Annotated in this window: 21 protein-coding genes; 7 read left to right on the top strand and 14 right to left on the bottom strand. The window is 62.5% G+C overall.

Features of this window, described 5'->3' with window-relative positions; all coding sequences use genetic code 11:
- Positions 1-218: 218 nt before the first annotated feature.
- On the bottom strand, positions 219-2,180 hold the full coding sequence (locus tag A7X77_RS25825) for an elongation factor G (protein WP_064685690.1): 1,962 nt from the start codon (positions 2,178-2,180) through the stop codon (positions 219-221).
- Between the two features lie 398 nt (positions 2,181-2,578).
- Here A7X77_RS25825 and A7X77_RS25820 point away from each other — a divergent pair, with 398 nt between their 5' ends.
- On the top strand, positions 2,579-2,878 hold the full coding sequence (locus A7X77_RS25820) for a hypothetical protein (RefSeq protein ID WP_064685689.1): 300 nt from the start codon (positions 2,579-2,581) through the stop codon (positions 2,876-2,878).
- Positions 2,879-2,975: 97 nt separating this feature from the next.
- Here the strand turns inward: A7X77_RS25820 and A7X77_RS25815 are convergent, their stop codons facing one another.
- The 6 genes from A7X77_RS25815 to A7X77_RS25790 all read right to left on the bottom strand — a co-directional run bounded on the left by A7X77_RS25815 (position 2,976) and on the right by A7X77_RS25790 (position 12,050).
- Positions 2,976-4,346 carry an alpha-glucosidase/alpha-galactosidase gene (locus A7X77_RS25815; RefSeq protein ID WP_064685688.1) on the bottom strand — a complete coding sequence of 457 codons (1,371 nt, stop codon included), beginning with the start codon at positions 4,344-4,346 and terminating at the stop codon, positions 2,976-2,978.
- A gap of 24 nt (positions 4,347-4,370) precedes the next feature.
- Positions 4,371-6,038, bottom strand: a complete 1,668-nt coding sequence (locus tag A7X77_RS25810; protein WP_064685687.1) for an ABC transporter ATP-binding protein — start codon at positions 6,036-6,038, stop codon at positions 4,371-4,373.
- Positions 6,039-6,048: 10 nt separating this feature from the next.
- Positions 6,049-7,185 carry an ABC transporter permease gene (locus tag A7X77_RS25805; protein ID WP_064685686.1) on the bottom strand — a complete coding sequence of 379 codons (1,137 nt, stop codon included), beginning with the start codon at positions 7,183-7,185 and terminating at the stop codon, positions 6,049-6,051.
- A 1-nt stretch (position 7,186) separates the two neighbouring features.
- Complete coding sequence (locus A7X77_RS25800) at positions 7,187-8,194, bottom strand: ABC transporter permease (protein WP_040111638.1); 1,008 nt, start codon at positions 8,192-8,194, stop codon at positions 7,187-7,189.
- Positions 8,195-8,370: 176 nt separating this feature from the next.
- Positions 8,371-10,458 carry an ABC transporter substrate-binding protein gene (locus A7X77_RS25795; protein ID WP_064685685.1) on the bottom strand — a complete coding sequence of 696 codons (2,088 nt, stop codon included), beginning with the start codon at positions 10,456-10,458 and terminating at the stop codon, positions 8,371-8,373.
- Positions 10,459-10,583: 125 nt separating this feature from the next.
- Positions 10,584-12,050, bottom strand: a complete 1,467-nt coding sequence (locus tag A7X77_RS25790) for an alpha-glucosidase/alpha-galactosidase (RefSeq protein ID WP_064685684.1) — start codon at positions 12,048-12,050, stop codon at positions 10,584-10,586.
- Between the two features lie 245 nt (positions 12,051-12,295).
- On the opposite strand from A7X77_RS25790, the gene A7X77_RS25785 reads away from it, so the two are divergent.
- On the top strand, positions 12,296-13,138 hold the full coding sequence (locus A7X77_RS25785) for an AraC family transcriptional regulator (protein ID WP_064685785.1): 843 nt from the start codon (positions 12,296-12,298) through the stop codon (positions 13,136-13,138).
- A gap of 24 nt (positions 13,139-13,162) precedes the next feature.
- On the opposite strand, the gene A7X77_RS25780 is transcribed toward A7X77_RS25785, so the two are convergent.
- Positions 13,163-14,224: a class I SAM-dependent methyltransferase gene (locus tag A7X77_RS25780; RefSeq protein ID WP_064685683.1), complete on the bottom strand. Its 1,062-nt coding sequence runs from the start codon at positions 14,222-14,224 to the stop codon at positions 13,163-13,165.
- Positions 14,225-14,422: 198 nt separating this feature from the next.
- Here A7X77_RS25780 and A7X77_RS25775 point away from each other — a divergent pair, with 198 nt between their 5' ends.
- From A7X77_RS25775 to A7X77_RS25760, 4 genes are all read left to right on the top strand, one after another.
- Positions 14,423-14,740, top strand: a complete 318-nt coding sequence (locus A7X77_RS25775; RefSeq protein WP_064685682.1) for a transcriptional regulator — start codon at positions 14,423-14,425, stop codon at positions 14,738-14,740.
- Positions 14,741-15,001, top strand: a complete 261-nt coding sequence (locus A7X77_RS25770) for a hypothetical protein (RefSeq protein WP_010032482.1) — start codon at positions 14,741-14,743, stop codon at positions 14,999-15,001.
- Between the two features lie 11 nt (positions 15,002-15,012).
- Positions 15,013-15,252, top strand: a complete 240-nt coding sequence (locus tag A7X77_RS25765; protein ID WP_064685681.1) for a hypothetical protein — start codon at positions 15,013-15,015, stop codon at positions 15,250-15,252.
- Positions 15,253-15,503: 251 nt separating this feature from the next.
- Positions 15,504-18,065, top strand: coding sequence for a GcvT family protein (locus A7X77_RS25760; protein ID WP_064685680.1), 2,562 nt, complete (start codon positions 15,504-15,506; stop codon positions 18,063-18,065).
- Positions 18,066-18,214: 149 nt separating this feature from the next.
- On the opposite strand, the gene A7X77_RS25755 is transcribed toward A7X77_RS25760, so the two are convergent.
- Positions 18,215-18,952 carry a phosphatase PAP2 family protein gene (locus A7X77_RS25755; protein WP_064685784.1) on the bottom strand — a complete coding sequence of 246 codons (738 nt, stop codon included), beginning with the start codon at positions 18,950-18,952 and terminating at the stop codon, positions 18,215-18,217.
- A gap of 158 nt (positions 18,953-19,110) precedes the next feature.
- Between A7X77_RS25755 and A7X77_RS25750 the strand changes: the two genes are divergently transcribed.
- The gene (locus tag A7X77_RS25750) at positions 19,111-19,656 is read left to right on the top strand and encodes a hypothetical protein (protein WP_064685679.1); all 546 of its coding nucleotides are present in this window, start codon (positions 19,111-19,113) and stop codon (positions 19,654-19,656) included.
- Between the two features lie 8 nt (positions 19,657-19,664).
- Here the strand turns inward: A7X77_RS25750 and A7X77_RS25745 are convergent, their stop codons facing one another.
- The 5 genes from A7X77_RS25745 to A7X77_RS25725 form a co-directional block, all read right to left on the bottom strand.
- The gene (locus A7X77_RS25745) at positions 19,665-21,155 is read right to left on the bottom strand and encodes an HAL/PAL/TAL family ammonia-lyase (RefSeq protein ID WP_064685678.1); all 1,491 of its coding nucleotides are present in this window, start codon (positions 21,153-21,155) and stop codon (positions 19,665-19,667) included.
- Positions 21,152-21,928 (bottom strand): ABC transporter ATP-binding protein, encoded by a 777-nt coding sequence (locus A7X77_RS25740; RefSeq protein WP_064685677.1) that lies wholly within the window; start codon positions 21,926-21,928, stop codon positions 21,152-21,154. Before A7X77_RS25740 ends, A7X77_RS25745 begins: the two co-directional genes overlap by 4 nt.
- A 25-nt stretch (positions 21,929-21,953) precedes the next feature.
- Positions 21,954-22,658, bottom strand: a complete 705-nt coding sequence (locus tag A7X77_RS25735; protein WP_040111352.1) for an ABC transporter permease — start codon at positions 22,656-22,658, stop codon at positions 21,954-21,956.
- A gap of 9 nt (positions 22,659-22,667) precedes the next feature.
- The gene (locus A7X77_RS25730) at positions 22,668-23,393 is read right to left on the bottom strand and encodes an ABC transporter permease (protein ID WP_040140925.1); all 726 of its coding nucleotides are present in this window, start codon (positions 23,391-23,393) and stop codon (positions 22,668-22,670) included.
- Between the two features lie 105 nt (positions 23,394-23,498).
- Complete coding sequence (locus A7X77_RS25725; protein WP_064685676.1) at positions 23,499-24,341, bottom strand: transporter substrate-binding domain-containing protein; 843 nt, start codon at positions 24,339-24,341, stop codon at positions 23,499-23,501.
- Positions 24,342-24,384 lie beyond the last annotated feature (43 nt).

The following is a 24,384-nucleotide window of genomic DNA, read 5'->3' as shown; positions in this document are numbered from 1 at the left end:
TTGTGGTTTTTTGGCAAGCGGGTGGCAAACGGAATGGTTTGAGGAGCCGCGATAACCGTTCGGAATGATGGCCGGGAGGCAACGAAGCGTATTGAGGCGGCCCAGTACGCCATCCCGGCAAGCAAGCCCGCAACCGCGGGCCCGTGCTACTACAACTGCAACCATTTCAGGCACGTAAGGGCGGGCATGAGTCCCGAGCATGAAGTGGCGCGAACGTTTCAGTGTGCGGTGCCTGATTTCTCCTTTGCCCTCACAATGGCGTCCGCCTCCTTGCCGTAGAGTTCCTCGAAGTGATCGAAGGTCTTGGAAAAATAACCGATGCCCTGCGTCGCCGAGCGCAGCGACCGCGCCAGATCTTCAAGTGCGCCGCCCGGCACGAGCGCCCGGAAGATGTCCCATCCCTTGGCGGCTTCATCACGGTCGAAGCCGAGAACCTGACCGTTGAGAGCGGCGACGATCTGGACAAGGCTGCCTGAATAGACCGACGGGATGTGGAACTCGGTGCGGAATATCGGCTGCATCAAGACGGTCGATCCTTCGGTAAGCGCCTGTCTCACCCCCATTTTCGACGCGGTCCGGAAGGCGTGTTCCGAACTGTCGACGGTATGGTGCTGACCATCCAACAGCGTCACGCCAACATCGATGACTTCGAAGCCGAGCGGTCCTTTCTCCATCGCTTCGCGCGCCCCCGCTTCGACGGCGGGGAAGTAATTGCGCGGAACGGCGCCGCCCTTGACGGTTTCGCCAAAGGTGAAGCCCTGGCCGCGCGCGTTGGGGTGAATGCTCAACTTCACATCCGCGAATTGCCCGGCACCGCCGGTCTGTTTGCGATGGCGATAATGAACCTCCGACGGCTTGGCGATCGTTTCGCGGTAGGTTGGGCTGGGCGTTCGGTCGGTCACGGAGATGTGAAAGACTTCCGCCAGCGTTCGGCAGAGATCACGCAGATGCACCGGCCCTTGAGCGCGGACGAGTTGAGCGCCCGTGCCTTCCTCCTGCAAGACTTTCAGGCCGCGATCCGTCTCGGAAAGCTTCGCCAGCGTTTCGGAAAGTTTGTTTTCATCGCGCTCGCTGCCCGGTACCAGGATCCTTTCCAGCATCGGCGTCGGTGGTTCCGTCCACTCGGGCGAGGCGACCACCGCGCCGGCGGTCAACAGCGAAGGGACAGGCAGGTGGTCGGACTTGACGGTCGCGAAGACATCCCCGGGTGCCGGCAGAACGGCCGAATTGGACCGCCCGTTTGCGAGACTTTGGACGGCGCCGAGGCCGGAGCCGCCCAGTGACGCGCCTTGCCGCAGTCCCTCGCCAAGGGCGCGCACGAGCACCGTCTTGCCGACATTCTGGCGATGATAGGCATGGAAGCTCACGGCCGCCAGCTTGCCTTCATCGACAGTTGCCGTATGCGCGAGACGCTGCCGAAGAACCCCTAGCGGCGGCGCCTCGTGGCGCAGCGCCTTCATCAGCCTCATCATGCCGTTGCCGTGACTTGCAGCACCGATCAGCACCGGGATAATCCTGTTTTCCCTGAGAACCCGTGATGAAATGGCATAGAGCGCGTCGCTGGATGGCTCGCGATCCTCGATCAGTTCCTCAAGAAGCCAGTCGTCAAATTCGGACAGGTGTTCGAGGAGCTCGGTGCGCGCTTCGTGCTCGCGTTCGGCGGTGCTTTCGGGGATCGCGATCAGCGCCGAAGGCTGGCCCTCCCGGTAGCGCCACGCCCGTTCCGAAATCAGATCGCAACTGCCAATGATCCTGTCGCCCTCGCGGATCGGGATCTGGCGAAGCAACAGGGTGTGGCTGGCGTAGTCTTGAAGCGCGGCGATGACGTCCCTCAACCGCCCTCTCGGTTCGTCCATCCGGTTGACGAAGAGAATGCAAGGCGTCCCCGAGGCTTCGATGATCCTGAGATAGGGCGCGGCGAGCACAGCCTCCTCGGGTGCCGATGAAACGCACAATATGCAGGCGTCGCTGGCAAGAAGCGCGTGCTGCGCATGCGCCAACGCTTCGTTGGGTCCTGGCGCATCCAGGGCACACCACGCCTCGTTTCCGAAGGTGAACTCTGTGAGGTTCAATCCATAAGGGGAGCTGGATTTTCTCGGCGTCCCCTCCAGCGAGCCGAGCTTTTCCACGACTGTCGATTTTCCGGTCTGCGAAGGTCCAAGCACGGTAAAGCAGCGCATCGGCATTCCTCCAACTGCCAAACACAATCTTCAACCGTCATAGGATGCCCTGAACCGCCGCAAGGCGCCAGAGGTGTTCAGTTTTTCACGCTTTGACCTGATTGGCGGGCAACACCTTCCGATAAGTAATGCTCATCGAAACTCAATGATACTTGATTTGGATTACCCCGCATCGTCGTAACCAGCACAAAGGATAGGATTTGCTCAATATGCAGGCCGGCACGACGATAGACGGTTTGTTTTTGCTATAGCCATTCGGCGCCCCCATACGTCGTGAGCGGGCACATACTGGCCGATAAGCCTTAGTTCCGCGAGACTTTGGCTCCCATAAAGTTTGGGTTGACCACTTCCGACGACAAGGCAACACTCGCACCAGCAGCAAGCAGGGAGGAAAATCGATGGATGACCTAGATCGCTGGCGCCAGATGGCAAGCGCACCCAAGGACGGCAGCCGGATCCTGGTAACGATCCGGGCGTCCGAGCAGGGGCCGGCGGAGGTTGATCTCGCCTATTGGTCGCATGGCGATCAATTCGCTGGGGAAGGCTGGCGCGCGTCGGATTCCTCGCCGGGGCATATCATCGAATATGCCGAGCCGGAGTTGAAGTGTTGGATGCCGATGCCGTCCGCCAATCGCACCTCGATGCCTTCGCCCTGGGAGGGCGATGACGACGAGCAGCTCGATGGGTCGGGGATTTAGAGTTTTCGGCAAATGCATGCCGACAGGAATCCCCAAACAAAAGCCCCGCGGTTGTTGCCACCGCGGGGCTCCTTGATGCCCGACCAGGGAGAGGCGGTCAGGCGGCCTGGACTTTTTTCGTTGTGCGGGCCCATTCCGGCAGCCAGGCGCCGTGGGTGGCGAGCAGGTCGTCGACCAGCGACCAGATCTGGTCGAGGTCGAGTTCGGCGGCCGTGTGCGGGTCCATCATCGCGGCGTGGTAGATGTGCTCGCGATTTTCCGTCATCAGCGCCTGCACCGTCAGCTCCTGCACGTTGATATTGGTGCGGATCAGCGCGGTCAGCTGCGGCGGCAGGTCGCCGATGAAGGTCGGCTGGATGCCTGAGGCGTCGACCAGGCAGGGCACTTCGGCGGCGCAATTTTCCGGCAGCGAGGTGATGCAGCCATTGTTGCGGACATTGCCGTAGATGACGGAGGGTTCGCCGGTCCAGACCGAGTTGATGATCGAGGAGGCATATTCCTTCGACGGCGTCACCTCGATCTTGTCGGCGCTACGGTAGGCCTCCGCCTGGCCCTTCCAGCGCTCAATCTGCTCGATGCAGCGCTTCGGATATTCATCGAGCGGAATGCCGAATTTCTCGATCAGGTCGTCGCGGCCCTCCTTGATGAAATAAGGCGTGTATTCGGCGAAATGCTCCGAGCTTTCGGTGACGAAATAGCCGAGCCGCGTCAGCATCTCGTAGCGGACCTTGTTGGGGCAGCGAGGGTTCCAGCCGGGTTTCGGCGCCCTGCCCTCGCGATAGGCGCGCAAGAGATCGGGATAGAGGTTGCGGTAGGAGCCGTCGGCCTGGCGATGCTCGAATTTGAGATAGAAGGCCATGTGGTTGATGCCGGCGGCGCGGTAGCGGATTTCCTCATAGGGAATGTCGAGATCGTGGGCGAGCTCCATCGCCGTGCCCTGCACCGAATGGCAGAGGCCGACCTGGCGAATGCTCGGATATTTCTCGGCGATCGCCCAGGTGTTGATCGCCATCGGATTGACGTATTGCAGCATGATCGCTTGCGGGCAGACGGCGAGCATGTCCTCGCAGACCTTCCAGAGATGCGGCACGGTGCGCAAGCCGCGCATGATGCCGCCGACGCCGAGTGTGTCGGCGATCGTCTGGCGCAGGCCGTATTTCTTCGGCACTTCGAAATCGGTGACGGTGCAGGGCTCATAGCCGCCGATCTGGAAGGCGACGACGACGAAATCGGCGCCGGCGAGCGCCTTGCGCTGGTCGGAATAGGTCTCGGCCCTGGCCTTGACGCCGAGCGTCGAGATCAGCTTGTTGACGACGATGGCGCTTTCTTCCAGCCGCTGCGGGTTGAGGTCCATCAGGGCGATCGTGGCGCCGGAAAGCGCCGGACGCTGCAGAACGTCGCCGATGATGTTCTTCATGAAGACGGTGGAGCCTGCTCCGATGAACGTGATTTTGGGATTTGCAGCCATTATAACCTCCGGCATGCGGGTCAATCATGCTACCTCGAAAGCGGCCTTGACGAGCCGTTCGGTGTAGGCGGTCTTGGGATGGGATAAAACTTCGTTGACGGGACCTTCCTCGACAATCTTGCCATGCTGCATGACGATGACGCGGTGGCAGAGCGCCCTGACGACCTTGAGGTCGTGGGAGATGAAGAGGTAGCTCAAGCCCCGCTCATCCTGCAGCTTGCGCAGGAGTTCGATGATCTGGGCCTGGACCGAGAGGTCGAGGGCGGATGTCGGCTCGTCGAGCAGGATGAATTCCGGCTCCAGCGCGATGGCGCGGGCAATGGCGATGCGCTGGCGCTGGCCGCCGGAAAATTCATGCGGGAAACGCGAGAGGATATTGCCGGGCATGCCGGCTGATATCAGCGCCTCGCGCACGCGGTCCTGCCGCTCGGCCTTGGTGGCGCCCAGCCGGTTGACGACGAGGCCTTCCTCGATGATCTGGCCGATCGTCATGCGCGGGTTGAGCGATGAGAACGGATCCTGGAACACCACCTGCATGCGGGCGCGCAGCGGCCGCATCTCGGCGCGCGACAGCCCGTGGATCGGCTGGCGGTCGAAATGGATCTCGCCGGCCTGCGGCGTGTTCAGCCGCAGGATCGCCTGGCCGAAGGTGGTCTTGCCGGAGCCGGATTCGCCGACGAGGCCGAGCGTCTCGTGACGGCGCAACGTGAGGCTCAGGCTGTCGACGGCGACGAGCTCACGCATCTCCGGTTTCAGGAAAGTGCCGTGGCGCATCATGAAGCCGACGCGGACACCCTTGGCGTCGAGGATGATATCCGAACCCTCGGGCAGCGGATTGGCCTGGCCGCGCGGCTCGGAGGCGAGCAGGTGTTTGGTATAGGCGTGCTGCGGATTGGAAAACAGCGCTTCGGTGACATTGTGCTCGCGCACTTCGCCATGCTGCATCACATAGACGTAGTCGGAAAACTGGCGCACGACCGTCAGGTCGTGGGTGATGAGGATGACCGCCATTCCCAGTTCCTTCTGCAGGTTGCGGATCAGATTGAGGATCTGCGCCTGCACGGTGACGTCGAGCGCCGTCGTCGGCTCGTCAGCGATCAGCACGTCGGGATCGTTGGCGAGCGCCATGGCGATCATCACGCGCTGGCGCTGGCCGCCGGAAAGCTGATGCGGATATTGCTTCAGCCGCGCGGCCGGATCGGGGATCTGCACATGTTCGAGCAGTTCCAGCGCCCGCTTTTCCGCTTGCCCGCGGCTCATGCGCCGATGCACGCGGATCGCCTCGACGATCTGGCTGCCGATCGTATAGATCGGGTTCAGCGAGCTCATCGGCTCCTGGAAGATCATCGAGATGCGGTCGCCGCGCAGTTTGCGCCGCGCCCGCTCGGAGAATTTCAGGATATTGCTGCCGTCATAGGAGACCGTCGATTTGTCTGAAACGACGGCGCGCTTCGACAGCAGCCCCATCACCGTTCTTGCGGTCACCGATTTGCCGGAGCCGGATTCGCCGACGATGGCGATCGTCTCGCCGCGATAGAGCTGGAAGGAGACGTCCTTGACGGCTTCGACCATGCCGTCCTCGACCTTGAAATTCACCGCGACGTTGCGGGCGTCGATGATCGGCGTCTCCGAGCGGCCGTCATGATCGTGGCGGACGGGCGGGGCGAAGGAATTGATCAGGGAAAGAGCCATATCAATCTCCTCAGTAGGGGTCGACTGCGTCGCGCAGTCCATCGCCGAGCGCATTGAAGGCGAAGACGGTGACGAGCACGAAGCCGACGGGAGCGAGAATCCAGGGATAGGAGCCGATGACCGAATAGGTCGCCGTATCCTGCAGCATCAGCCCCCAGGAGATCAGCGGCGGCTTGACGGCAAAACCGAGGAAACCGAGGAAGGATTCCAAGAGCACGACGCTCGGTATGTGCAGCGTCACCGCAACGATGACGTGGCTCATCACGTTGGGGAAGATATGCTGGATGATGATGCGCCGGTCGGTGGCGCCGACGGCCATCGCCGCCCTGACATAGTCGATGCGGGCGAGCGCCAGGGTCTTGCCGCGCACCTCGCGTGACATCTGCGCCCAGCCGAGCGCCGACATGACGAAGATGACGAAGGCGAGGAAGACGTTGGTCGGCGCCGTCACCGGAATCAGCGAGGTCAAGGCGAGATAGAGCGGCAATTGCGGGAAGGCGAGCACCAGCTCGACGAAGCGCTGCAGCCAGACATCGAAGGTGCCGCCGAAATAGCCGGAGACCATGCCGACCGTCGTGCCGATCAGGGTGACGATGAAGACGACGGTCAGCGCGATCATCAGCGAGATGCGCGAGCCGATGATGGCGCGCGACAGCACGTCGCGGCCGAACTTGTCGGTGCCGAGGAAGTGCACCGGCTGGCCGTCGGTCGAGCCGAAGAAGTGGCGGTCGGCCGGGATCAGGCCGAACAGCTTGTATTCGGCGCCCTTGACGAAGAAGCCGAGCAGCCTGGGATTGTCGTAATCCATGCCGACGATCGGCTGGAAGGTGACCGGGTCGAGCTCCTCGCTATCCGACAGCGCATAGACGCGCGGCTGGAAGACGAAATTGCCGTCCTTGTCGTGGAAGCTCATCACCTGCGGCGGCGCGAAGCCGACATGGGTCGCCTTCGGATCCATCGGCGCGAAGAAATCGGCAAAGACCGCCATGAGGAGCAGCAGCCCGACCAGGATGAGCCCGGCCATGCCGGTCCAGGAGCGCCTGAGCCGGCGCCAGACAAGCGCCAGATAGCTCTCGCTGCCATGTGACGGCTTCTTCACCGCAAGTTCGGTGGTAGGCGGCGTTGCGGACGAGTCGAAAGCAAGCATCTCAGGCTCCTCCGTATTGACGGACGCGCGGATCGAGCAGAGCGAGCAGCATGTCGGCGATGATATTGCCGACGATCAGCGTTGCCGACAGCACCATCATGAAGGTGGCGGTGACATAGACGTCGCCGATCGCCATCGAGCCGACGATCGCCGGGCCGACGGTCGGCAGCGCGAAGATGATCGCCGTTTCGATCTCGCCGGTCAGCATGTAGGGCAGCACGACGCCCTGATACATGACGAGCGGATGCAGCGCGTTCGGCACCGCATGTCGCATCACCACGGCGCCGCCGGAAAGCCCCTTGGCCTTGGCCGTCTCGACATATTGGGCGTTCAGCGTGTCGAGCAGGTTGCCGCGCATGACGCGCATATTGTAGGCGAGCCCGCCGAAGGTGGCGATCGCCACGACCGGCCAGACATGGCTGAGGAGATCGACGAATTTCGCCCAGGACCAGGGCGCCCCGCCATATTGCGGTGAGAAGAAGCTGCCGATCTCCGTCACGTCGAACTGGAAGACCAGGAGATAGACGATGATCAGCGCCATCAGGAAGCGCGGCACCGTCATGCCGAGGAAGGAAATTCCCGAAAGCAGGCTGTCGATCCAGCTGTACTGGCGCGTCGCCGCCCAGATGCCGAAACCGATGCCGAGCACCGAGGCGAAGATGTGGCAGACGAGCGCCAGAAGCAGGGTCCGCGGCAGGCGTTCGCCGACGACGTCTGCGACCGGCTTGTTGTAGAACATGCTGTAGCCGAAATCGCCGCGGGTGACGATGCCGCCGATCCAGTTGACGTATTGCACGACCATCGGCTTGTCGAGGCCGTGCTCGACCCGGTAGGCCTGCGCCTGCGCCTCGGCCTGGGCATAGGAGGCGCCGCCCTGGTTGATCAGCTGGGAGCGGATGTAATCGGCGTAATCGCCGGGCGGAGCCTGGATGATCGCGAAAGTCACCACGCTCAGGATGAAGAGAACGGGGATCGCGGAGGCTATGCGCACGAGCAGGAATCGTAACATCAGACGGTTCGCTTCTCCTTGCCGCCAGTCGCTCCTCGTCAGCGCGGCCGGCTTGTTGGTCATATCAGGCCGCGCGCGGCACGCGCGGCCCGAATTTCACTTCAGCTGGGAGGGAGCTTTTCCCGCGCGTCGCCCACTCGGCGACGCGCTTTAGCTTCGTTACCAGGCGACCTCAATCAATTGATCGGGCCCTTGTCGCCGGGCTTGCCGGGCAGCTGCTCGGGGAACAGCTCGTATTTGCCCTGCTTGTCGGCGGCGACCCACAGGCGTTCGCGGATGACCGAGTCTTCGGCCCAGTTGAACATCATGATCGGCGTTCCCTGCGGCACATTCGAGAAGCGCTTGTTGACGATCAGCGCGCCCGGGTATTCCGTCAGACCGACCGTGTTGACGTGCTCGGTCGAGATCTTCTGATACTGCTTCATCAGATCGACACGCTCGTCATTGTTCTGGCTCGTCCTGAACTTGTTGACGACGTCAATGAGCTCCTTCTCGAACGGCATCAGATCGAGCTGGTCATCCTTGCCGGCGCGGTGATGCCAGCTGGTGCGCGGGCCGACCGGGGCAAGCTGCTCGGTATTCTGCACCACCGAAGACAGTTCCGTGGTGTTGCGCTGGATCAGCCAGTCGAAGCGGCCGGCATAATGCGCATCGTCACGCTTGGCGCCGTCGAGCGCATTGATGACGATCTTCAGCCCGAGCTTTTCCATCTGGCCGACGACACCTTCGGCGAGGCTCTTATCGGTCGTGTACTGATTGTTGATCAGCATGACGATTTCGACATCCTTGCCGCCGGCCGTGCCGACCGGGAAGTTGACGATGCCGTTGCCGTCCGTATCCTTGAGGCCAGCCTTGGCGAGTTCGGCCTTGGCGCCGTTGAGATCGAAGGGATAGTAGACGGTGGAGTTGCGGTCGTAGAAGCTGGTGCCGGAGGAAAGCCCGCCCGGATAGATCGCCGTGAACGGCCCCTTGACCAGCGAATCGCCGATCGCCTTGCGGTCGAGCGCCATGGTGACGGCCTTGCGGAAGTCCTCGTTGCGGTTCAGCTCGCGGATCGCCTGGCCGCGCTCATCCGGGTTGCCCCAGCCATTGGCGGAGAAGTTCATGCGCAGGTTATAGCCGATCAGGCGCGGCCCGAAGGCCAGGCGGGCCGGCGCGGTCTTTTCGGCGGCCCGCTTCAGCGAGGCGACGAAGTTTTCCGGCTGCTCCAGGTTCGAGAAGTCGGCGGAGCCCGCCACCGCCTGCACGTCGCGGTCGGCCCAGGTCGAGAGCTTGTAGTGCAGCTCGTTGAGATAAGGCAGCTGGTTGCCCTTCTCGTCGACCTTCCAGTAATAGGGGTTGCGGCGGAGCACGATGATATCGTCGGAGCGATATTCCACCGGCACCCAGCCGCCCATCACAGGCATGTTCATATATTCCGGCGGGAAGGCGTTCTTGAACTGGTCGTAGGTGTTCTTCGAGTATTTCGGATGCTGCGGCTTCAGGATATGCGACGGACCCGGGCAGAAGTTCGGGTAGGCCATCGTATAGAGATATTGTTTCGGGAAGGCCTCCTTGAAGGTCCATTCGACGGTGTGGTCGTCGATCTTCTTCAGCGTCGTGCCGACACCGAAGGCCTCCGGCGAAGCGCCGCCGCCGAGCGGCGAGACGTTCGGGTCGATGACCTCGTCCTCCCAGTAGAACATGATGTCATCGGCGGTGAACGGCGCGCCGTCCGACCACTTGGCGCCTTCGACCAGGTGCATGGTCAGCTTATGGCCGTCTTCGGACCAGTCCCAGCTCTTGGCCAGGTTCGGCAGCGGCTCGGTGTCCTGGGCCTTCACCTGGAACAGCGGCGCAGTGCGCGTCAGGCATTCGGACAGGCCGATATCGATGCCGCCCCAGCCCTGCGTCTGGCCGGCGCCGTAGTTCCAGCCTTCCGGCCGACCACCGATGACATGGCGCATCGTATCGCCGTAGACGCCGGTGCCGTCGGGCATGTTGCCCGTCTTGAAGACCAGCGGCTCCTTCGGCAGCCGGTCCTTGACCGGCGGCAGCTTGCCGGCGGAAACGAAATTCTTCGTGACCCAGTCGGGCTCGTGATAATCGGGCAGCGCCTTGAACTCCAGAATGGAGTCGCGCGCGACATAGTTGATCTTGCCTTCGGCCGGAAATTCCGGCGGCACTGGCGGCACGGTCGGTTCGGAAGCATGGGCATGCAGCGCCAAGACCGAAACGCCGAGCGCCAGTCCGGCCAGAATGCCTGCTTTGCGGAAATTCATCATCGTTTCTCCCTCTTGTTCCGGAGCGCGGGCGTCACCGGGCTCCTTTCTCCTCGAACGGCGTGAAAGCGGGTTGATGTCATGGATTTCCCTCCCGGAAACCCATGACGACCCATCCTTCACGAAAATCAGACGGCGTGTTTCAGCGCCGCCTTTTCCGCGCGCAGCTCTTCGATCGAGCGGACGTTGCGGCGTGCGGCCCCCGCCCAGTCGCGGGTCTGCACCTTCGATTTCGACAGCCGCTCCTTGGCGGCCGGCACGGCATCGGCATATTGCGGCAGCCAGCGCGCCTGGGCAACGACCATCTCGTCGACCATCTGCCAGACCTCCTCGGGCGTCGAGACGGCGCCGACCAGCGGATCGTGCAGCACGGCAAGCTTCAACAGATCGATGTCGCCGGAGATGGCCGCATGCACCGACATGCGCTGGACGTTGATCGAGGCGATGCAGGTCGCCGCGCAGGCTTCCGGCAGGGTGACGCCGGAGACCATATTGATACCGAAGCGGTCGACGAAGCCGGGCGATTCGATGATCGCATCGGCCGGCAGGTTGGTGATGACGCCGTTGTTCTTGACGTTGAAATGGCCGCGATAGACCCGGTTCGTCTCCAGCCCTTCCAGGATATGGCTCGCATGTTCGTTCGAGCGCTTGGCCGGATCGATCGGCTTGGAGGCGGATTCCAGGAATTGCGGGAATTCGGTCTCAAACCAGTTGCGCGTCTCGGTCGAGTGGCGGAGATAACCGCCGGTCTCGCCGTGGATCCAGTCGGACATGTCGATCCAGCGGGTGATCTCTTCCGGCCGCTTGCGGTACCAGGGCAGGTATTCCGAGAGGTGGCCGTTGCTCTCGGTGGAATAGACGCCGAAGCGCTTCAGCACGTCGATGCGCAGCTTCTCCTGCTGCGAATAAACGGGATGCGCCTCGAAAGCGGCGATGAGCTCGTCCTTGCCGATCTTGCGGCCGTTGAGGCGCAGGTCGATGAACCAGGTCTGGTGGTTGATGCCGGAGCAGACATAATCGAGTTCGCTGAGCGATTTCGCGCCGAGCACCTCGGCGATCTGTTCGGCGCCGTGCTGGACGCCGTGGCAGAGGCCGACCGTATCGACCTTGCCATATTCGATCGCCGCCCAGGTATTCATCGCCATCGGATTGGCATAGTTCAGGAATTTCGCGCCCGGCTCGGCAACCTCTCTTATATCCTTGCAGAAATCGAGAATGACAGGGATGTTGCGCTGGCCGTAGAGAATGCCGCCGGCGCAGATCGTATCGCCGACGCACTGGTCGATGCCGTATTTCAGCGGAATTCGGATGTCGTCGGCATAGGCCTCGAGCCCGCCGACACGCACGCAGCTGATGATGTAGCGGGCGCCTTCCAGCGCCTGGCGCCGGTCGGTCGTCGCCGTCACCTTGGTCGGCAGCCCGTTCGACTCGACGATGCGGTCGAGGATCGCCTTGATCATTTGGAGATTGTGTTCGCTGAGATCGGTCAGCGCGAATTCGACGTCGCGGAACTCCGGCACGCACAATATGTCGGTGAACAGCTTCTTGGTGAAACCGACGCTGCCTGCACCGATGATAGCGATTTTGAAACTCATGATCTTCACCTCGACCCAATGGAATGCTAGAGAAAAGACCGGTTATGGAGGATCAGGCCGCATGCGGCGCAAGCGGTTGAAAAAGCCGTAAAACCTGCCTGTTTTCCTCCCGGCCGCTTTTATCGGCCGTCGTCTCCTCTTTTCGTTGAGCGGGATTATGCCCGAATCCGGCAGGCCGACCAGAGAAGGATTATGCTTTCAGGGGTAATTTTGTGCTGCAGGATTTGATCGCCAACGGACAGTCGATGAGGACGGTTTCGCTGCCCCGCGGCCGCCAGCGTCTGCACGCCATGCCGACCAGCGCCGGCTATGAAGTGCGGGAGAACGAGACCTATGATTGGGACGGCCGAAAACGCGGGCAAACGCCGTTCACCGTGCTGCAGCACACGATCAGCGGCACCGGCCGGCTGCGCTACCAGAACCGCAACTATCGCCTCCACGGCGGCGATACTCTCTTGGTTCTCGTGCCGCACAATCACCGCTACTGGCTGGAGAAGGGCGAGCGCTGGGAATATTTCTGGATCTCGATGAATGGCGAGGAGACGCTGCGCATCCATCAGCTGGTGCTCTCCACCGCCGGCCCGGTGCTGAAGCTGCAGCCGGCCACCATCGATCATCTCGCCGATTGCAGCCTGCGTCTGGTCAAGGGCGCGACCTCGCCGGGGGCGGCCTCGGCTGTCGCCTATGAAGCGGCGATGGCGCTTTATGACGACGTCTTCGGCTCATCGGCCTTTGCCGCCGAACTCAGCCTGATGCAGCCGGTGATCGACCATATCAACGCCAATCTCGACAAGCCGCTGCCGGTCAATGAACTCGCCGCCATCGTCGGCCTCAGCCGCGCCCATTTCTCGCGCAGCTTCGCCGAAAGCGAAGGCGTGCCGCCGGCCGAATTCGTGCTGCAGCAGCGGCTGCAGCGCGCCGTCAAGCTGCTGACCAAGGCGGACTTCCTGCCGGTCAAGGAAGTCGCCATCATGTGCGGCTTTGAGGACGCCAATTATTTCTCGAAGGTCTTCCGCCGCGTCTACGGCACCAATCCCACCGAATTCCGCACGACCGGCATGTATGCCAGCATCGGCCGGCCGAAATAGCGCCGGCCGCCGCGCAGCCGGCCCTCAGGCGCGGACTTCGAACACCATGTTGAACGGTGTTTCGGTCGCCCGGCGGAAATGCTTGAAGCCGGCGTCGAGCGCGACCTTCCGCAACCTCATTTCCCCCGCCTGGGCGCCAAGCCCCAACCCCACCTCCTGGGAGAGCGATGCCGGCGTGCAGATCATCGTCGAGGCGCCGTAATAGACGCGCCCGACCGGATTGAGATTGTCCTTGAGATGATCATGGGCAAAGGGCTCGACGATGAGCCAGGTGCCGTTCGGCGCCAGCGTCTCCTTGACGTGCCGGCCGGCGCCGACCGGATCGCCCATGTCGTGCAGGCAATCGAACATGGCGACCATATCATAGTCGCGCCCCGGAAATTCGGCCGCCTTGCCCTGCTCGAAGGTGACGCGGTCGGCGACGCCAGCCTCTTTGGCGGCGGCCCTGGCTCTTTCGATCGACGGGCCGTGATAGTCGAAGCCGGTAAAATGCGAGGCGGGATAGGCCTGCGCCATCAGAATGGTCGAGGCGCCGTGACCACAGCCGACATCGGCGACATTGGCGCCTGCCTTCAGTTTCTCCTCCATGCCGGCGAGAGCAGGAATCCATTCGTTGACGAGATGGCTGTTGTAGCCCGGCCGGAAAAACCGCTCGGTGCCACGGAACAGGCAGGTGCTGTGTTCATGCCAGCCGAGACCCTTTCCGGTGCGGAAGGCTTCGGTGACCTTCGGCTCGTCCATCCACATGGATTGCACCACCTCGAAGGCGCCGACGAAGAAGGCCGGGCTGTTTTCCTCGGCAAAGACCATCGCCTGCTCCGCCGTTAGGCTGAAACGATCGGTCTTTTCATCGTAAACGATATAATCCGCAGCCGCCTGGGCGCTCAGCCATTCCCTGACATAGCGCTCCTTGATCCCGATCTTGGCGGCAAGCTGCTCAACGCTCACCGGCTTCCCATCCGCCATCGCCTTGAACAGCCCCACCTTGTCGCCAAGCACGACCAAGGCCCCTGACATGGCAGCGCCGACATCACCGACGAGGCGAGCGACAAGCGCATCGAGTTTCTGCATATCTGGCTCACGCATCGTTACCTCCCGGGCGCGATAAGGTAGCCCTAAATTAGACTTTAATGATATGCGGTCAATCGACCCTCGCTATCGCCCAATGAGGCTAGATATCAACGGCCGCAGCAATTTTATCGGCTTGCTTTCTTCGGGCGCGCTCACATCTTCATTGTGCTGTCCCAGGGCCAGATCAGAGTTCTCAATGCCAGGTGGATATTCATGCTGTCTCCAGCCCAGTGCCGTGCCGCGCGTGCTCTTATCGCCTGGTCCAAGCAGGATCTGTCCGCAGCCTCTGAGGTAGCCAAGGCGACGATAGCCGGTTTCGAGGCCGGAACGCTTTCCCCCGACGTGCGAACCCTGCGGCATATCAAGCGCGTCCTGGAAGACGCCGGCGTACTTTTCATCCCGGAGAATGGCGGCGGCGCCGGCGTTCGCTTGGCAAAACCGGCATCGGCTTCTATAGACACGAACGAGACCGAGACGGTTCAATATGAAGAATATCTCAAAAACGACGCCCCTCCCGGCGCTGGCGGCTGAATGACGAAGAAGCAGAAGTTTGAGCACTCCGAACTGGCCGGAGAATTCACCGACGACGGCATCACCGTGCTCGTCGATATCTTTCGAACCGCCGGCAGCAACGAGGACTGGACGATGGAAGTCGTCACCCAGTCGGAGGACCTGATCCGCTGGGACGAGCCCTTTGCGACCGACCGGGAGGCTTTCGACGAATTCCTGGCGGTGGTGGCGCGCGACGGCATCCGGTCCCTGCTCGAAGACGAAGAGCCTTCCGTGCATTGAGGGATAGCCCCGTGAAAAGCATCAATGATCTCGTCGCCTCAGCGAAAACCGTCTGCGACCGATACCGCGCCGGGCGGATGGAGCGCGAAACCGTGCGCGAATGGGTGCTCGGACTGGGCGCCTATCCATCGCCGCATGGCGACCGGGTGCGCGAAGCGGTCGAATGGTTCCGCCTGCATAACCGCGAGCCTGTGTCGGAAGACATCGTGCTCGCGGATATCGACCGGCTCAAGGCGATTTCAGCGCCGTGACGAGGAAGCGTTTTGCGATCCGGACTAGCGCAATTGCGCCGTTACTCGGCGGCGTAGGACCAATGACGATCATGAGCCTTAGGCATAATGCCCTTATCTCAGCTTCCATGCGAAGAGGCTTGGGGGTTTTGCAGCTTCGGTAAACGTGACACGCTTACCAGGCTGAGATGGCTCCCGGATCTCATGCGTGAAGCGCAACCAAGCGCGGCTAGGTTATTTTTGATTCGTGCCATAAGTAGAAGGAACAGCACGTGGCAGCATTTCCGGAAAAGGCAAAGGTCGTCATCATCGGGCTCGGCGGCATCGTCGGCGCCTCCATCGCGCATCATCTCGTCGAGCGCGGATGGGACGATATCGTCGGCATCGACAAGTCGGGCATACCGACCGATATCGGCTCGACGGCCCATGCCTCGGACTTCTGTTACACCACCAGCCACGACTATCTCTCGGTCTGGACCACGCAGTATTCGATCGATTTCTACGAGAAGATGGGCCACTACGCCCGCATCGGCGGCCTCGAAGTGGCCCGCACCGGCGACGATGCCTGGATGGAGGAAATCAAGCGCAAGCTGTCCTCGGCCCGCGCTTTCGGCACGCGCGCCCATTATGTCAGCCCTTCCGAGATCAAGGAGAAGTTCCCGCTGATCGAGGAAGATCAGGTAATGGGCGGCCTGTTCGATCCGGACGCCGGCCTCGTCATCCCGCGCTCGCAGACCGTCGCCGGCAAGCTGGTCGATGCCGCCGAAAAGGCCGGCAAGCTCAAGGTGTTCGGCAACACGCCGGCGAAATCGCTGATCGTCGAAGGCGGCCGCATCAAGGGTGTCGTCACCCATCGCGGCACGATCATGGCCGACCACGTCATCGTCTGCGCCGGCCTCTGGGGGCGCCTGATCGCGGAAATGGTCGGCGAAGACCTGCCGGTCATGCCGGTCGATCACCCGCTCACCTTCTTCGGCCCCTATAACGAGTTTGAAGGCACCGGCAAGGAAATCGGCTTCCCGCTGCTGCGCGACCAGGGCAACTCCGCCTATATGCGCGATACCGGCGACCCGGCGACGACCGAAGGCGGTCAGATCGAGTGGGGCTATTACGAAGCCACCAATCCGCGCATGTGCCATCCGCGCGAGCTTCTCGAAAAACACGAAGCGCGGCTTTCGCCCTCGCAGCGCGACCTCGAGATGGAGCAGATCATCGAGCCGCTCGAGCGCGCCATGGAACTGACGCCGATCCTCGGCGAACTCGGTTATAACGAAGGTCACTCCTTCAACGGCCTGCTGCAGGTTTCGGCCGCCGGCGGTCCATCCTGCGGTGAGAGCCAGAAGGTGCGCGGTCTCTGGTACTGCGTTGCCATCTGGGTCAAGGACGGCCCGGGCTACGGCAAGCTGATCGCCGACTGGATGACCGATGGCCGCACGGAAATCGATCACAACAGCATCGACTACGCCCGCTTCTATCCGCATCAGCTGACCGAAGAGTTCATCGAGGGCCGCTGCTACGAAGCCGCCCAGAAGATCTATTTCCCGGCCGTCCACACCCGCGAACCCTATCTATCCGGCCGCAACGCCAAGCGCTCGCCCTTCTACGAGCGCGAAAAGGAGCTGGGCGGCTACTTCATGGAACTCGGCGGCTGGGAGCGTGCACACGGCTACGCCGCCAACGAGCACCTGCTGGAGAAATACGGCGACCGCGTTCCCCTTCGCGAGAACGAATGGGACAGCCGGCATTTCTGGCGCGTCTCGAATGCCGAGCATCTGGCGATGAGCGAGGATTGCGGCATCGTCAATCTCAGCCACTTCCACATGGTCGATATCGAGGGACCTGACCATGTCGAGCTGATGGAATGGCTGTGCGCCGCCAAGATCGGCGGCGATGCCAATATCGGCAAGGGCGTTTACACCCACTTCCTCGACGACGAAGGCATGGTGCGCGCCGACTTCACCGTCTTCCGCATGGCCGACCGCTGCCGTCTCGTCAACGGCGCCGATGCCGGCCCGCGCGACCTGCACTATATGAGGCGCGTCGCCCAGGATCGCGGCCTTGATGTGACGATCACCGACGTCTCGGAGAAATACATCACCATCGGCATCTGGGGACCGAATGCCCGCGAGACGCTGAAGAAGGTCGTGGCCGATCCGGCCGGGCTCGATCAGGAAAACTTCGCCTTCGCGGCGATCAAGCCGATCGAAATCGCCGGCAAGACAGTCACCGCCTTCCGCATCTCCTATGTCGGCGAGCAGGGCTGGGAACTGCACATGAAGTACGAAGACGGCCTCGCCGTCTGGGATGCGCTGCGCTCGACCGGCGTGATGGCCTTCGGCGTCGAGACTTATGCAAACTCACGCCGCATGGAAAAGAGCCTGCGCCTGCAGAACGCCGACCTGCTGACCCAGTACAACCTGATCGAAGCCGATCTCGCCCGCCCGAAGGTCAAGGAAGCCGATTTCCGCGGCAAGGCAAAACATCTGGAATACAAGGCGCGCGAACACCAGCCGGCCATGCTCTGCACGCTTGTGATGACCGAGAATACCGACAAATCGGGCGTCAAGCGTTATCCCGTCGGCAACCTGCCGGTCGTCGATCCGGCCACCGGCGAGGTCCTGGTCGACGAGCTCGGCCGCCGCTCCTACACCACCTCGATCGCCTACGGCCCGACGGTCGGCAAGAACATTGCGCTCGCCTACCTGCCCTGGTCCTATTGCCAGGTCGGACGCAAGCTAAATGTCGAATACTTTGCCGAGACCTATCCGGTGGAAGTCGTCGGCGTCGGCTACAAGCCGATCTACGACCCGGAAAACCTGAAGCCGCGCACCTAAGCGCTGAAATCCTTGTGGCGCCCCATGCGGGCGCCACAGTCGTTCTACGCCTATGCTCTAAAGCGCGTCGCTTCCAATCTGATACATGCGACGTGCTTTCAGCCTTTTGTTGTTATGCATGTCGTTGTCCCGGAACCGGGCGACATGCATTAGTCACCATCGCCATTGTCGTTTTCGACGCCATCGTCAGATGCTCTGCTTGGAACGAAGCGTTTCGAGATCAGCCAGCAGCCGAGCGCCCAGAGCGCGCCCGCACACCATCCGGCGAAGACGTCGGTGGGATAGTGGACGCCGAGATAGATCCGGCTCAGACCGATGGTGACGGCGAGGAAAACGCCTGCCGCCATCACGAAAATCCGCGTCGAGCGGTAACGTTGCGTGCGTGCGACCAGCGCGCCGAGCGTCAGATAGGTCACCGCCGAGACCATCGCGTGGCCGGAGGGAAAGCTGAGGTCGCTGACTTCGACGAGATGCGGCACGATATCGGGCCGCGGCCGCGCAATGAGGAACTTCAGCGTCGTGCTCGCCAGCCATCCTGTCAGCACCGAGGAAAAGATGAAGAGCGCGATCGGCCAGCGCCGATCGAGCAGGAGATAGACGGTGATGAGAACCGTCAGCAGCGAGAGAACGGTGACACCGCCGAGACTGGTGATATCGTCGAAGGCATGCGTCAGCCAGCCAGGGCCGACCGGCACGGCAAGATCGTCCGCCCGGCGCAGCGCCAGCAGGATGGCCTCATCGAAGCGGAATGTCTCGCCGTCGAGAACCTCGCTCGTCAGCCGCTGCAGCAGGAACAGCCCGCCGGCGATGGATGCCATGGTGATCAAGGTCAGCGGCTCATATGCGCTGAGTCTCGCCAAAAATCCGCGTCGTTGAACCTCACTCATACCTGCCGTCGAACTCCCTTCTGATACGCCGATACCCGCCAGATCGGCAAGGCGAGCCGCAAATTCAAGACCTTGCAGCATTTGCAGGCATCCCGGTAGCAAAAGCTCAACCTTCTTTTGCTATGGCTGGAGCCGGTTGTCCTGGAGAGGTTTCGGCGATGAAAATTCTGACCGCGATGGTTCTGATGGCAGCCGTCCTGCCGCCGGTCGCCGCCTTCGCAGAGACCGAATGGATGGGCGGCGCGAGACAATGGTCGGTCGGCTTTGCCAATGAAAGCCCGCATCCTTATTGCCGGCTGCTGTGGAACAGCGAGATCGGCAAAACCATGGAATTCCGCCAGAGCGCCACCGAAACCTTCTGGCTGGTGACGAAAAACACTTGGGACATTCCGGCCGGCACCAAGACCGAGGTGACGCTGACCGATCGCGACGTGACGAAAGTGGTCGCCGCCGAATTCTTCGACAAGACCACGCTTCGCCTCTGGCCGATGGGCAGCAAGGGAAGCGCCGGCCTGAAAAAGATCATCAAGAATTCCTTTGCCGGAACGCCTGACGTACAGCTGACCTTTGCCGGCGACGAAGGCGACTGGACGCTGCCGCTCTCGCGGGTGGATCAGCTCTATCCCAACTTCGCTCAATGCCTCAAGCGCCTCGAGGCCGGCGAGCCGGCCAAGCAGGATTCGGCAACGAGTAAACCTTTCTGACGGCTCGCCTAGACAGCCGGCGGCGCTGTCTCGCGGATCAGGCTGCGCACCGCCTCGATATCGCCGTTCAGCGGCCGCTCGTCGCCATAATGCGAGATACGCTGCCGCACGATCTGATAGACGAGATCCGTGCCTGCCGCCCGCGGGGCGGTCGCCGCCAGGAAATCATGCGCCTGGGCAGCCGCCATCAGCTCGATCGCCAGGATATACTCGGCATTGTCGATGACGGCGTGCAGCTTGCCGGCGGCGGCTGTCGGATGGGCGAGGAAATCCTCCTGCAGGCCGGAGGTCAGGCCGCCGTCCAGGGCCGCGGGCGCGGCAAGCCGGCGGTTGTCATTGCTGAGCGCAGCGGCGGTATATTGAGCGATCATGAAGCCGGAATGGCTGCCTGCATCGCTCGCCAGAAACGGCGGCAGGCCGCTGACCAGCGGATTGACCAGCCGGTCCATGCGCCTTTCGCTGATCGCGCCGATCTGCGCCAGCGCGATGGCGAGGCTGTCGCCCGCCTGGCCGAGCGCCGGCGCCACGGCATGCGCCTCTGAGGAGACGATCGGATTTTCGGGCGTACCCGTGACGGCGGGATTGTCCGTCACCGAGGCAAGTTCCTGATCGGCGATGCGGGCGGAATTATCGAAGACATCGCGGGCGGCGCCATGAGCATGCGGCACCGAGCGCAGGCTCAGCGCATCCTGCGTGCGCCGGCCGAAGGCGGCAGCGACAAGGCCGCTGCCCTGGAGGCGGGCGCGCAGTGTGGCGCCGACTTTCTCGATGCCGGCAGACGGGCGCAGTGCCAGCACCGCCGCGTCGAAGGCGGCGATCTGGCAGCCTGCCGCCTCAAGCGTCAGCGCCGCGATGGCATCGGCCCAGTCGAGCAGCCGTTCGGAGCGCAAAAGCGCCGTGGCGGTAAGCCCCGTTGCACAGGCCGTGCCGTTGACGAGGCTCAAGCCCTCCTTGGCGCCGAGCACCAGCGGCTGCAGGCCGATCGCCGCCAGCGCCTCACGGCCGTTCACGCGCCGACCGGTGAGCGTGGCGCTGCCTTCGCCGATCAGCACCAGGGCCGTATGGGCATTGTGGGTGAGATAACCGGCCGAGCCTTTCGACGGCACATCGGGAATGCAATCTTGCTCCAGCAAAGCTGTGAGATGCTCGACGATCTCGCGCCGCACGCCGGAATGGCCATGGGCGAAATTGACGATCTGGGCGGCGATGATGGCGCGGACTTCGCGAGCGGCCAGCAGCGGCCCGACGCCGCAGGCGTGGCTGAGCACGATGCTGCGCGACAACTGACTCTGCGAGGCGCGGTCGACGACGGTATCGGCGAGCGCCCCGACGCCAGTGTTGACGCCATAGGCGCGCACGCCGGTCTCGACGATACGCTCGACAATGCGGCTTGCCTGCTCGACTCGCGCCCACGCGGCCGGCGACAGCGCGAGCGCCTCCCCTGCCCCGACGCGCGCGACGTCGCGCCAGGTCAGCACTTGATCGATGGTGATCGTCATTGGCCTGTTCCGAAATGGCCGATGAATTGGCGGAAGGCGGGTGTGGCGCCTGTTGTGAACATCTCGTCCGGCTTGCCGCTGCTTTCGATCAGCCCCTCGCGCATGAAGACGACGCGGTTCGAGACGTTGCGGGCAAAGCTCATCTCATGGGTGACGACGAGCATGGTCATGCCCTCCTCGGCAAGCGCCCGCATGACGCGCAGCACCTCGCCGACAAGCTCCGGATCGAGCGCCGAGGTCGGCTCGTCGAAAAGCATCACCTTCGGTCTCATCGCCAAAGCGCGGGCGATCGCGGCGCGCTGCTGCTGGCCGCCGGAGAGATGGGCGGGATAGGCGTGACGTTTGTCAGCGATGCCGACCTTTTCGAGCAGTGCTTCGGCCTCGGCGATGCAGTCTGCGCGCGGCCGCTTCAACACATGGATCGGCCCTTCGATGACGTTCTGCAGGATGGTCATGTGGGACCAGAGATTGAAGGACTGGAACACCATGCCGAGTTCGGAGCGGATATGATCGACCTGCTTCTGGCTCGCCGGCCTTGTCTTGCCGTTCTTGTGAACCATCTCGATGTGCTCGCCATCGACCCAGATCTCGCCGTCGCTCGCGGTTTCGAGCAGGTTGATGCAGCGCAGAAAGGTCGATTTGCCGGAGCCGGAGGCGCCGAGCAGCGAAATCACGTCGCCATCCTCAGCATCAAGGGAAATACCGCGCAGCACTTCGTGCGTGCCGAAGCTCTTGCGGATATTGCGGACTGAAAGTCGGGTTACGCCTGGCATGGTAGCTCCAATCAGGTCAAATCACCTACGCCTTCAACGGCTGCGGGGCCGCGCGGCGGTGTCGGGACAGCGAATATTCCAGCAGGGCCATGCCCTGCAGAATGATGAAGTTCAAAACGAGATAGATGATCGCGGCGCAGAGGAAGACTTCCATCGTGCGGTAGGTCTGCGAGATCAGCCGCTGGGCGACGCCGGTGACCTCCCAGACGGTGACGAGGCTGGCGAGCGCCGTCGACTTCATCATCAGCACGATCTCGGTGGAATAGGCCGGCAGTGCGTGGCGAAAGGCGATCGGCGCCAGGATGCGCCGCACCATCAGGAAGCCGGACATGCCGATCGAGCGCGCCGCCTCGATCTCCTTCGGCGAAACGGCGCGAATGCCGCCGCGGAAGATCTCCGCCGTGTAGCCGGCGGTGCAGAGCGCCAGCGACAGCACGGCGCAGACCATCGGCTCGCGCAGGAACGGCCAGAGGAAGGAATAGCGAATAACGCCGAACTGGCCGAGGCCGTAGAACACCAGGAACATCTGGATCAAGAGCGGCGAGCCGCGAAAGACGAAGATATAGCCCTTGGCGAAACCCGACAGATAGCGGTTGCCGCTGACCCGCATCGTGACGATGACGAGCGCCAGCAGGCCGCCGAAGAAGATCGACAGCGAAAACAGGATCAGCGTCGTCGGCACGGCTTTCAGCAGCGTGACCATGGTCGAGGCGAGAAAGGTGAAATCCATCATCGCCTCCTATGCCTGGCCCATGGCGGAGGCCGGCATGCTGCGATTGGCGCGGCGCTCCGCGCCGTTGAAGATGCGGTCGGAAAGGCTGGTCAGGATCAGGTAGAGGCAGCCACCGGCGATGAAGAACAGGAAATATTGCCGGGTCGAACCCGCCGCCACCTGGCTGGTGCGCATCAGCTCGGCAAGACCGGTGACCGAGATCAGCGCGGAATCCTTGAGGCTGAGCTGCCAGACATTGCCGAGGCCGGGAATGGCGAAGCGAAGCACCTGCGGGATGATGATGCGACGGAAGCGCATGCCGCGATGCATGCCGATCGCCGAAGCGGCTTCGAGCTCACCCTTGGAAATGGCGAGGAAAGCGCCGCGGAACACCTCCGCCTGATAGGCGCCGGAGATGATGCCGACGGCAAGCGCGCCGGCGGCAAAGGAAGGCAGGCCGAGAAAACCTTCGTAACCCATCGCCTTGCCGATCGAGGTGACGGCCGAGGAGCCGCCGAAATAGATGAGATAGATGATCAGCAGTTCCGGCACGCCGCGAAACACGGTCGTATAGACATTGCCGAGCGCAACGAAGAGGGGATTGCCGGAGAGCTTCGCACCCGCGACGATCGCGCCCAGCACCGCGCCGATCGCCAGCGCCGTCGCGGTAACGGCGAGCGTCATCAAGGCGGCGAAAATAAGCAACGCGCCCCATCCCGTCGAGCCGAAGCCAAGCAGTTCCAAACTCGCCATATCGTCCGTTCCCCGTCCGCGGCAGTGTTTTGTGGATTGACAATAACACGCAGTCCCCGGCGATAAAGCCGGAGACCGGTGTCTGCGGCCGAAGGGCCGAAACGCTTACTGCTGGGGGCTGACGTCCATCTTGAACCACTTCATCGAGAGGTTCTTGACCGTGCCGTCGGCAAGCGCCGACTTGATCGCCACGTTGAACTTGTCACGCAGCTCCGTATCGGCCTTGCGCAGTCCGAGACCTTCACCCTCGCCCCAGATCGGACCGGCGATCTCCGGACCGGTGAAGGCAAGCGCGCCGTTGGCGGCCTTGAAGGCATTGGCGAAATAGACGGCGTCATCGAAGCCGAGGTCGATGCGGCCGTTCTGCAGGTCGAGGTCACGGTCGGCGCCGGTCTTGTATTCGCGGATCTCGGCAATATCGCCGAAGTTGTCATAGACGAACTTGGCATAGACGGTCGCCGCCTGGATGCCGATCGACTTGCCCTTGAAGAGTTCCTTCAGCGCGTCGATCTCCTTCACGCCGGTCTGGCCGGGCGTCATCTTGATCGTGGCGCCGGTGCCGGCGGCATTGGCCAGCGGGCTGTCCTTGGCCGCGGCGAAGGCAGCGGGCGTGGCGGCATAGGGGATGGTGAAGTCGATGATCTGCTTGCGCTCTTCAGTGATCGACAGCGCATCCATGATGACGTCGAACTTGCCGGCATTGAGCGCCGGGATCATGCCGTCCCAGTCGGAGGCGACCAGCGTGCATTCGATCTTGGCGCGCTCGCACAGCACCTTGGCAAGCTCCGGCTCGAAGCCGCCGAGCGTGCCGTCGGCATTGGTGAGATTCCACGGCGCATAAGCGCCTTCGAGCGTGATGGTTGCCTTCGTCCAGTCCTTGGCAAAGGCGGGGGCGGCAACGGCGGAAAGAGCGGCAACGCCGCAAAACAGGATGGCGCTAAATTTCATTGATGAATTCTCCTCTGGAGTTGAAACAGACCTTGCGCACCGC

It is taken from the genome of Rhizobium bangladeshense, assembly GCF_001662075.1.
GTDB classification, from domain to species: Bacteria; Pseudomonadota; Alphaproteobacteria; order Rhizobiales; family Rhizobiaceae; genus Rhizobium; species Rhizobium bangladeshense_B.
This window is presented reverse-complemented; position numbering and strand designations above follow the sequence as displayed.

Bases quoted from the DNA above. Each gene is read 5' to 3' on its own strand.
- A7X77_RS25825 (WP_064685690.1), bottom strand. From the start codon at position 2,180: ATGCGCTGCTTTACCGTGCTTGGACCTTCGCAGACCGGAAAATCGACA.
- A7X77_RS25785 (WP_064685785.1), top strand. From the start codon at position 12,296: ATGAGGACGGTTTCGCTGCCCCGCGGCCGCCAGCGTCTGCACGCCATG.
- A7X77_RS25755 (WP_064685784.1), bottom strand. From the start codon at position 18,952: ATGAGTGAGGTTCAACGACGCGGATTTTTGGCGAGACTCAGCGCATAT.
- A7X77_RS25795 (WP_064685685.1), bottom strand. From the start codon at position 10,458: ATGATGAATTTCCGCAAAGCAGGCATTCTGGCCGGACTGGCGCTCGGC.
- A7X77_RS25740 (WP_064685677.1), bottom strand. From the start codon at position 21,928: ATGCCAGGCGTAACCCGACTTTCAGTCCGCAATATCCGCAAGAGCTTC.
- A7X77_RS25725 (WP_064685676.1), bottom strand. From the start codon at position 24,341: ATGAAATTTAGCGCCATCCTGTTTTGCGGCGTTGCCGCTCTTTCCGCC.
- A7X77_RS25820 (WP_064685689.1), top strand. From the start codon at position 2,579: ATGGATGACCTAGATCGCTGGCGCCAGATGGCAAGCGCACCCAAGGAC.
- A7X77_RS25780 (WP_064685683.1), bottom strand. From the start codon at position 14,224: ATGCGTGAGCCAGATATGCAGAAACTCGATGCGCTTGTCGCTCGCCTC.
- A7X77_RS25745 (WP_064685678.1), bottom strand. From the start codon at position 21,155: ATGACGATCACCATCGATCAAGTGCTGACCTGGCGCGACGTCGCGCGC.
- A7X77_RS25810 (WP_064685687.1), bottom strand. From the start codon at position 6,038: ATGGCTCTTTCCCTGATCAATTCCTTCGCCCCGCCCGTCCGCCACGAT.
- A7X77_RS25790 (WP_064685684.1), bottom strand. From the start codon at position 12,050: ATGAGTTTCAAAATCGCTATCATCGGTGCAGGCAGCGTCGGTTTCACC.
- A7X77_RS25775 (WP_064685682.1), top strand. From the start codon at position 14,423: ATGCTGTCTCCAGCCCAGTGCCGTGCCGCGCGTGCTCTTATCGCCTGG.
- A7X77_RS25805 (WP_064685686.1), bottom strand. From the start codon at position 7,185: ATGCTTGCTTTCGACTCGTCCGCAACGCCGCCTACCACCGAACTTGCG.
- A7X77_RS25735 (WP_040111352.1), bottom strand. From the start codon at position 22,658: ATGGATTTCACCTTTCTCGCCTCGACCATGGTCACGCTGCTGAAAGCC.
- A7X77_RS25800 (WP_040111638.1), bottom strand. From the start codon at position 8,194: ATGTTACGATTCCTGCTCGTGCGCATAGCCTCCGCGATCCCCGTTCTC.
- A7X77_RS25750 (WP_064685679.1), top strand. From the start codon at position 19,111: ATGAAAATTCTGACCGCGATGGTTCTGATGGCAGCCGTCCTGCCGCCG.
- A7X77_RS25815 (WP_064685688.1), bottom strand. From the start codon at position 4,346: ATGGCTGCAAATCCCAAAATCACGTTCATCGGAGCAGGCTCCACCGTC.
- A7X77_RS25730 (WP_040140925.1), bottom strand. From the start codon at position 23,393: ATGGCGAGTTTGGAACTGCTTGGCTTCGGCTCGACGGGATGGGGCGCG.
- A7X77_RS25770 (WP_010032482.1), top strand. From the start codon at position 14,741: ATGACGAAGAAGCAGAAGTTTGAGCACTCCGAACTGGCCGGAGAATTC.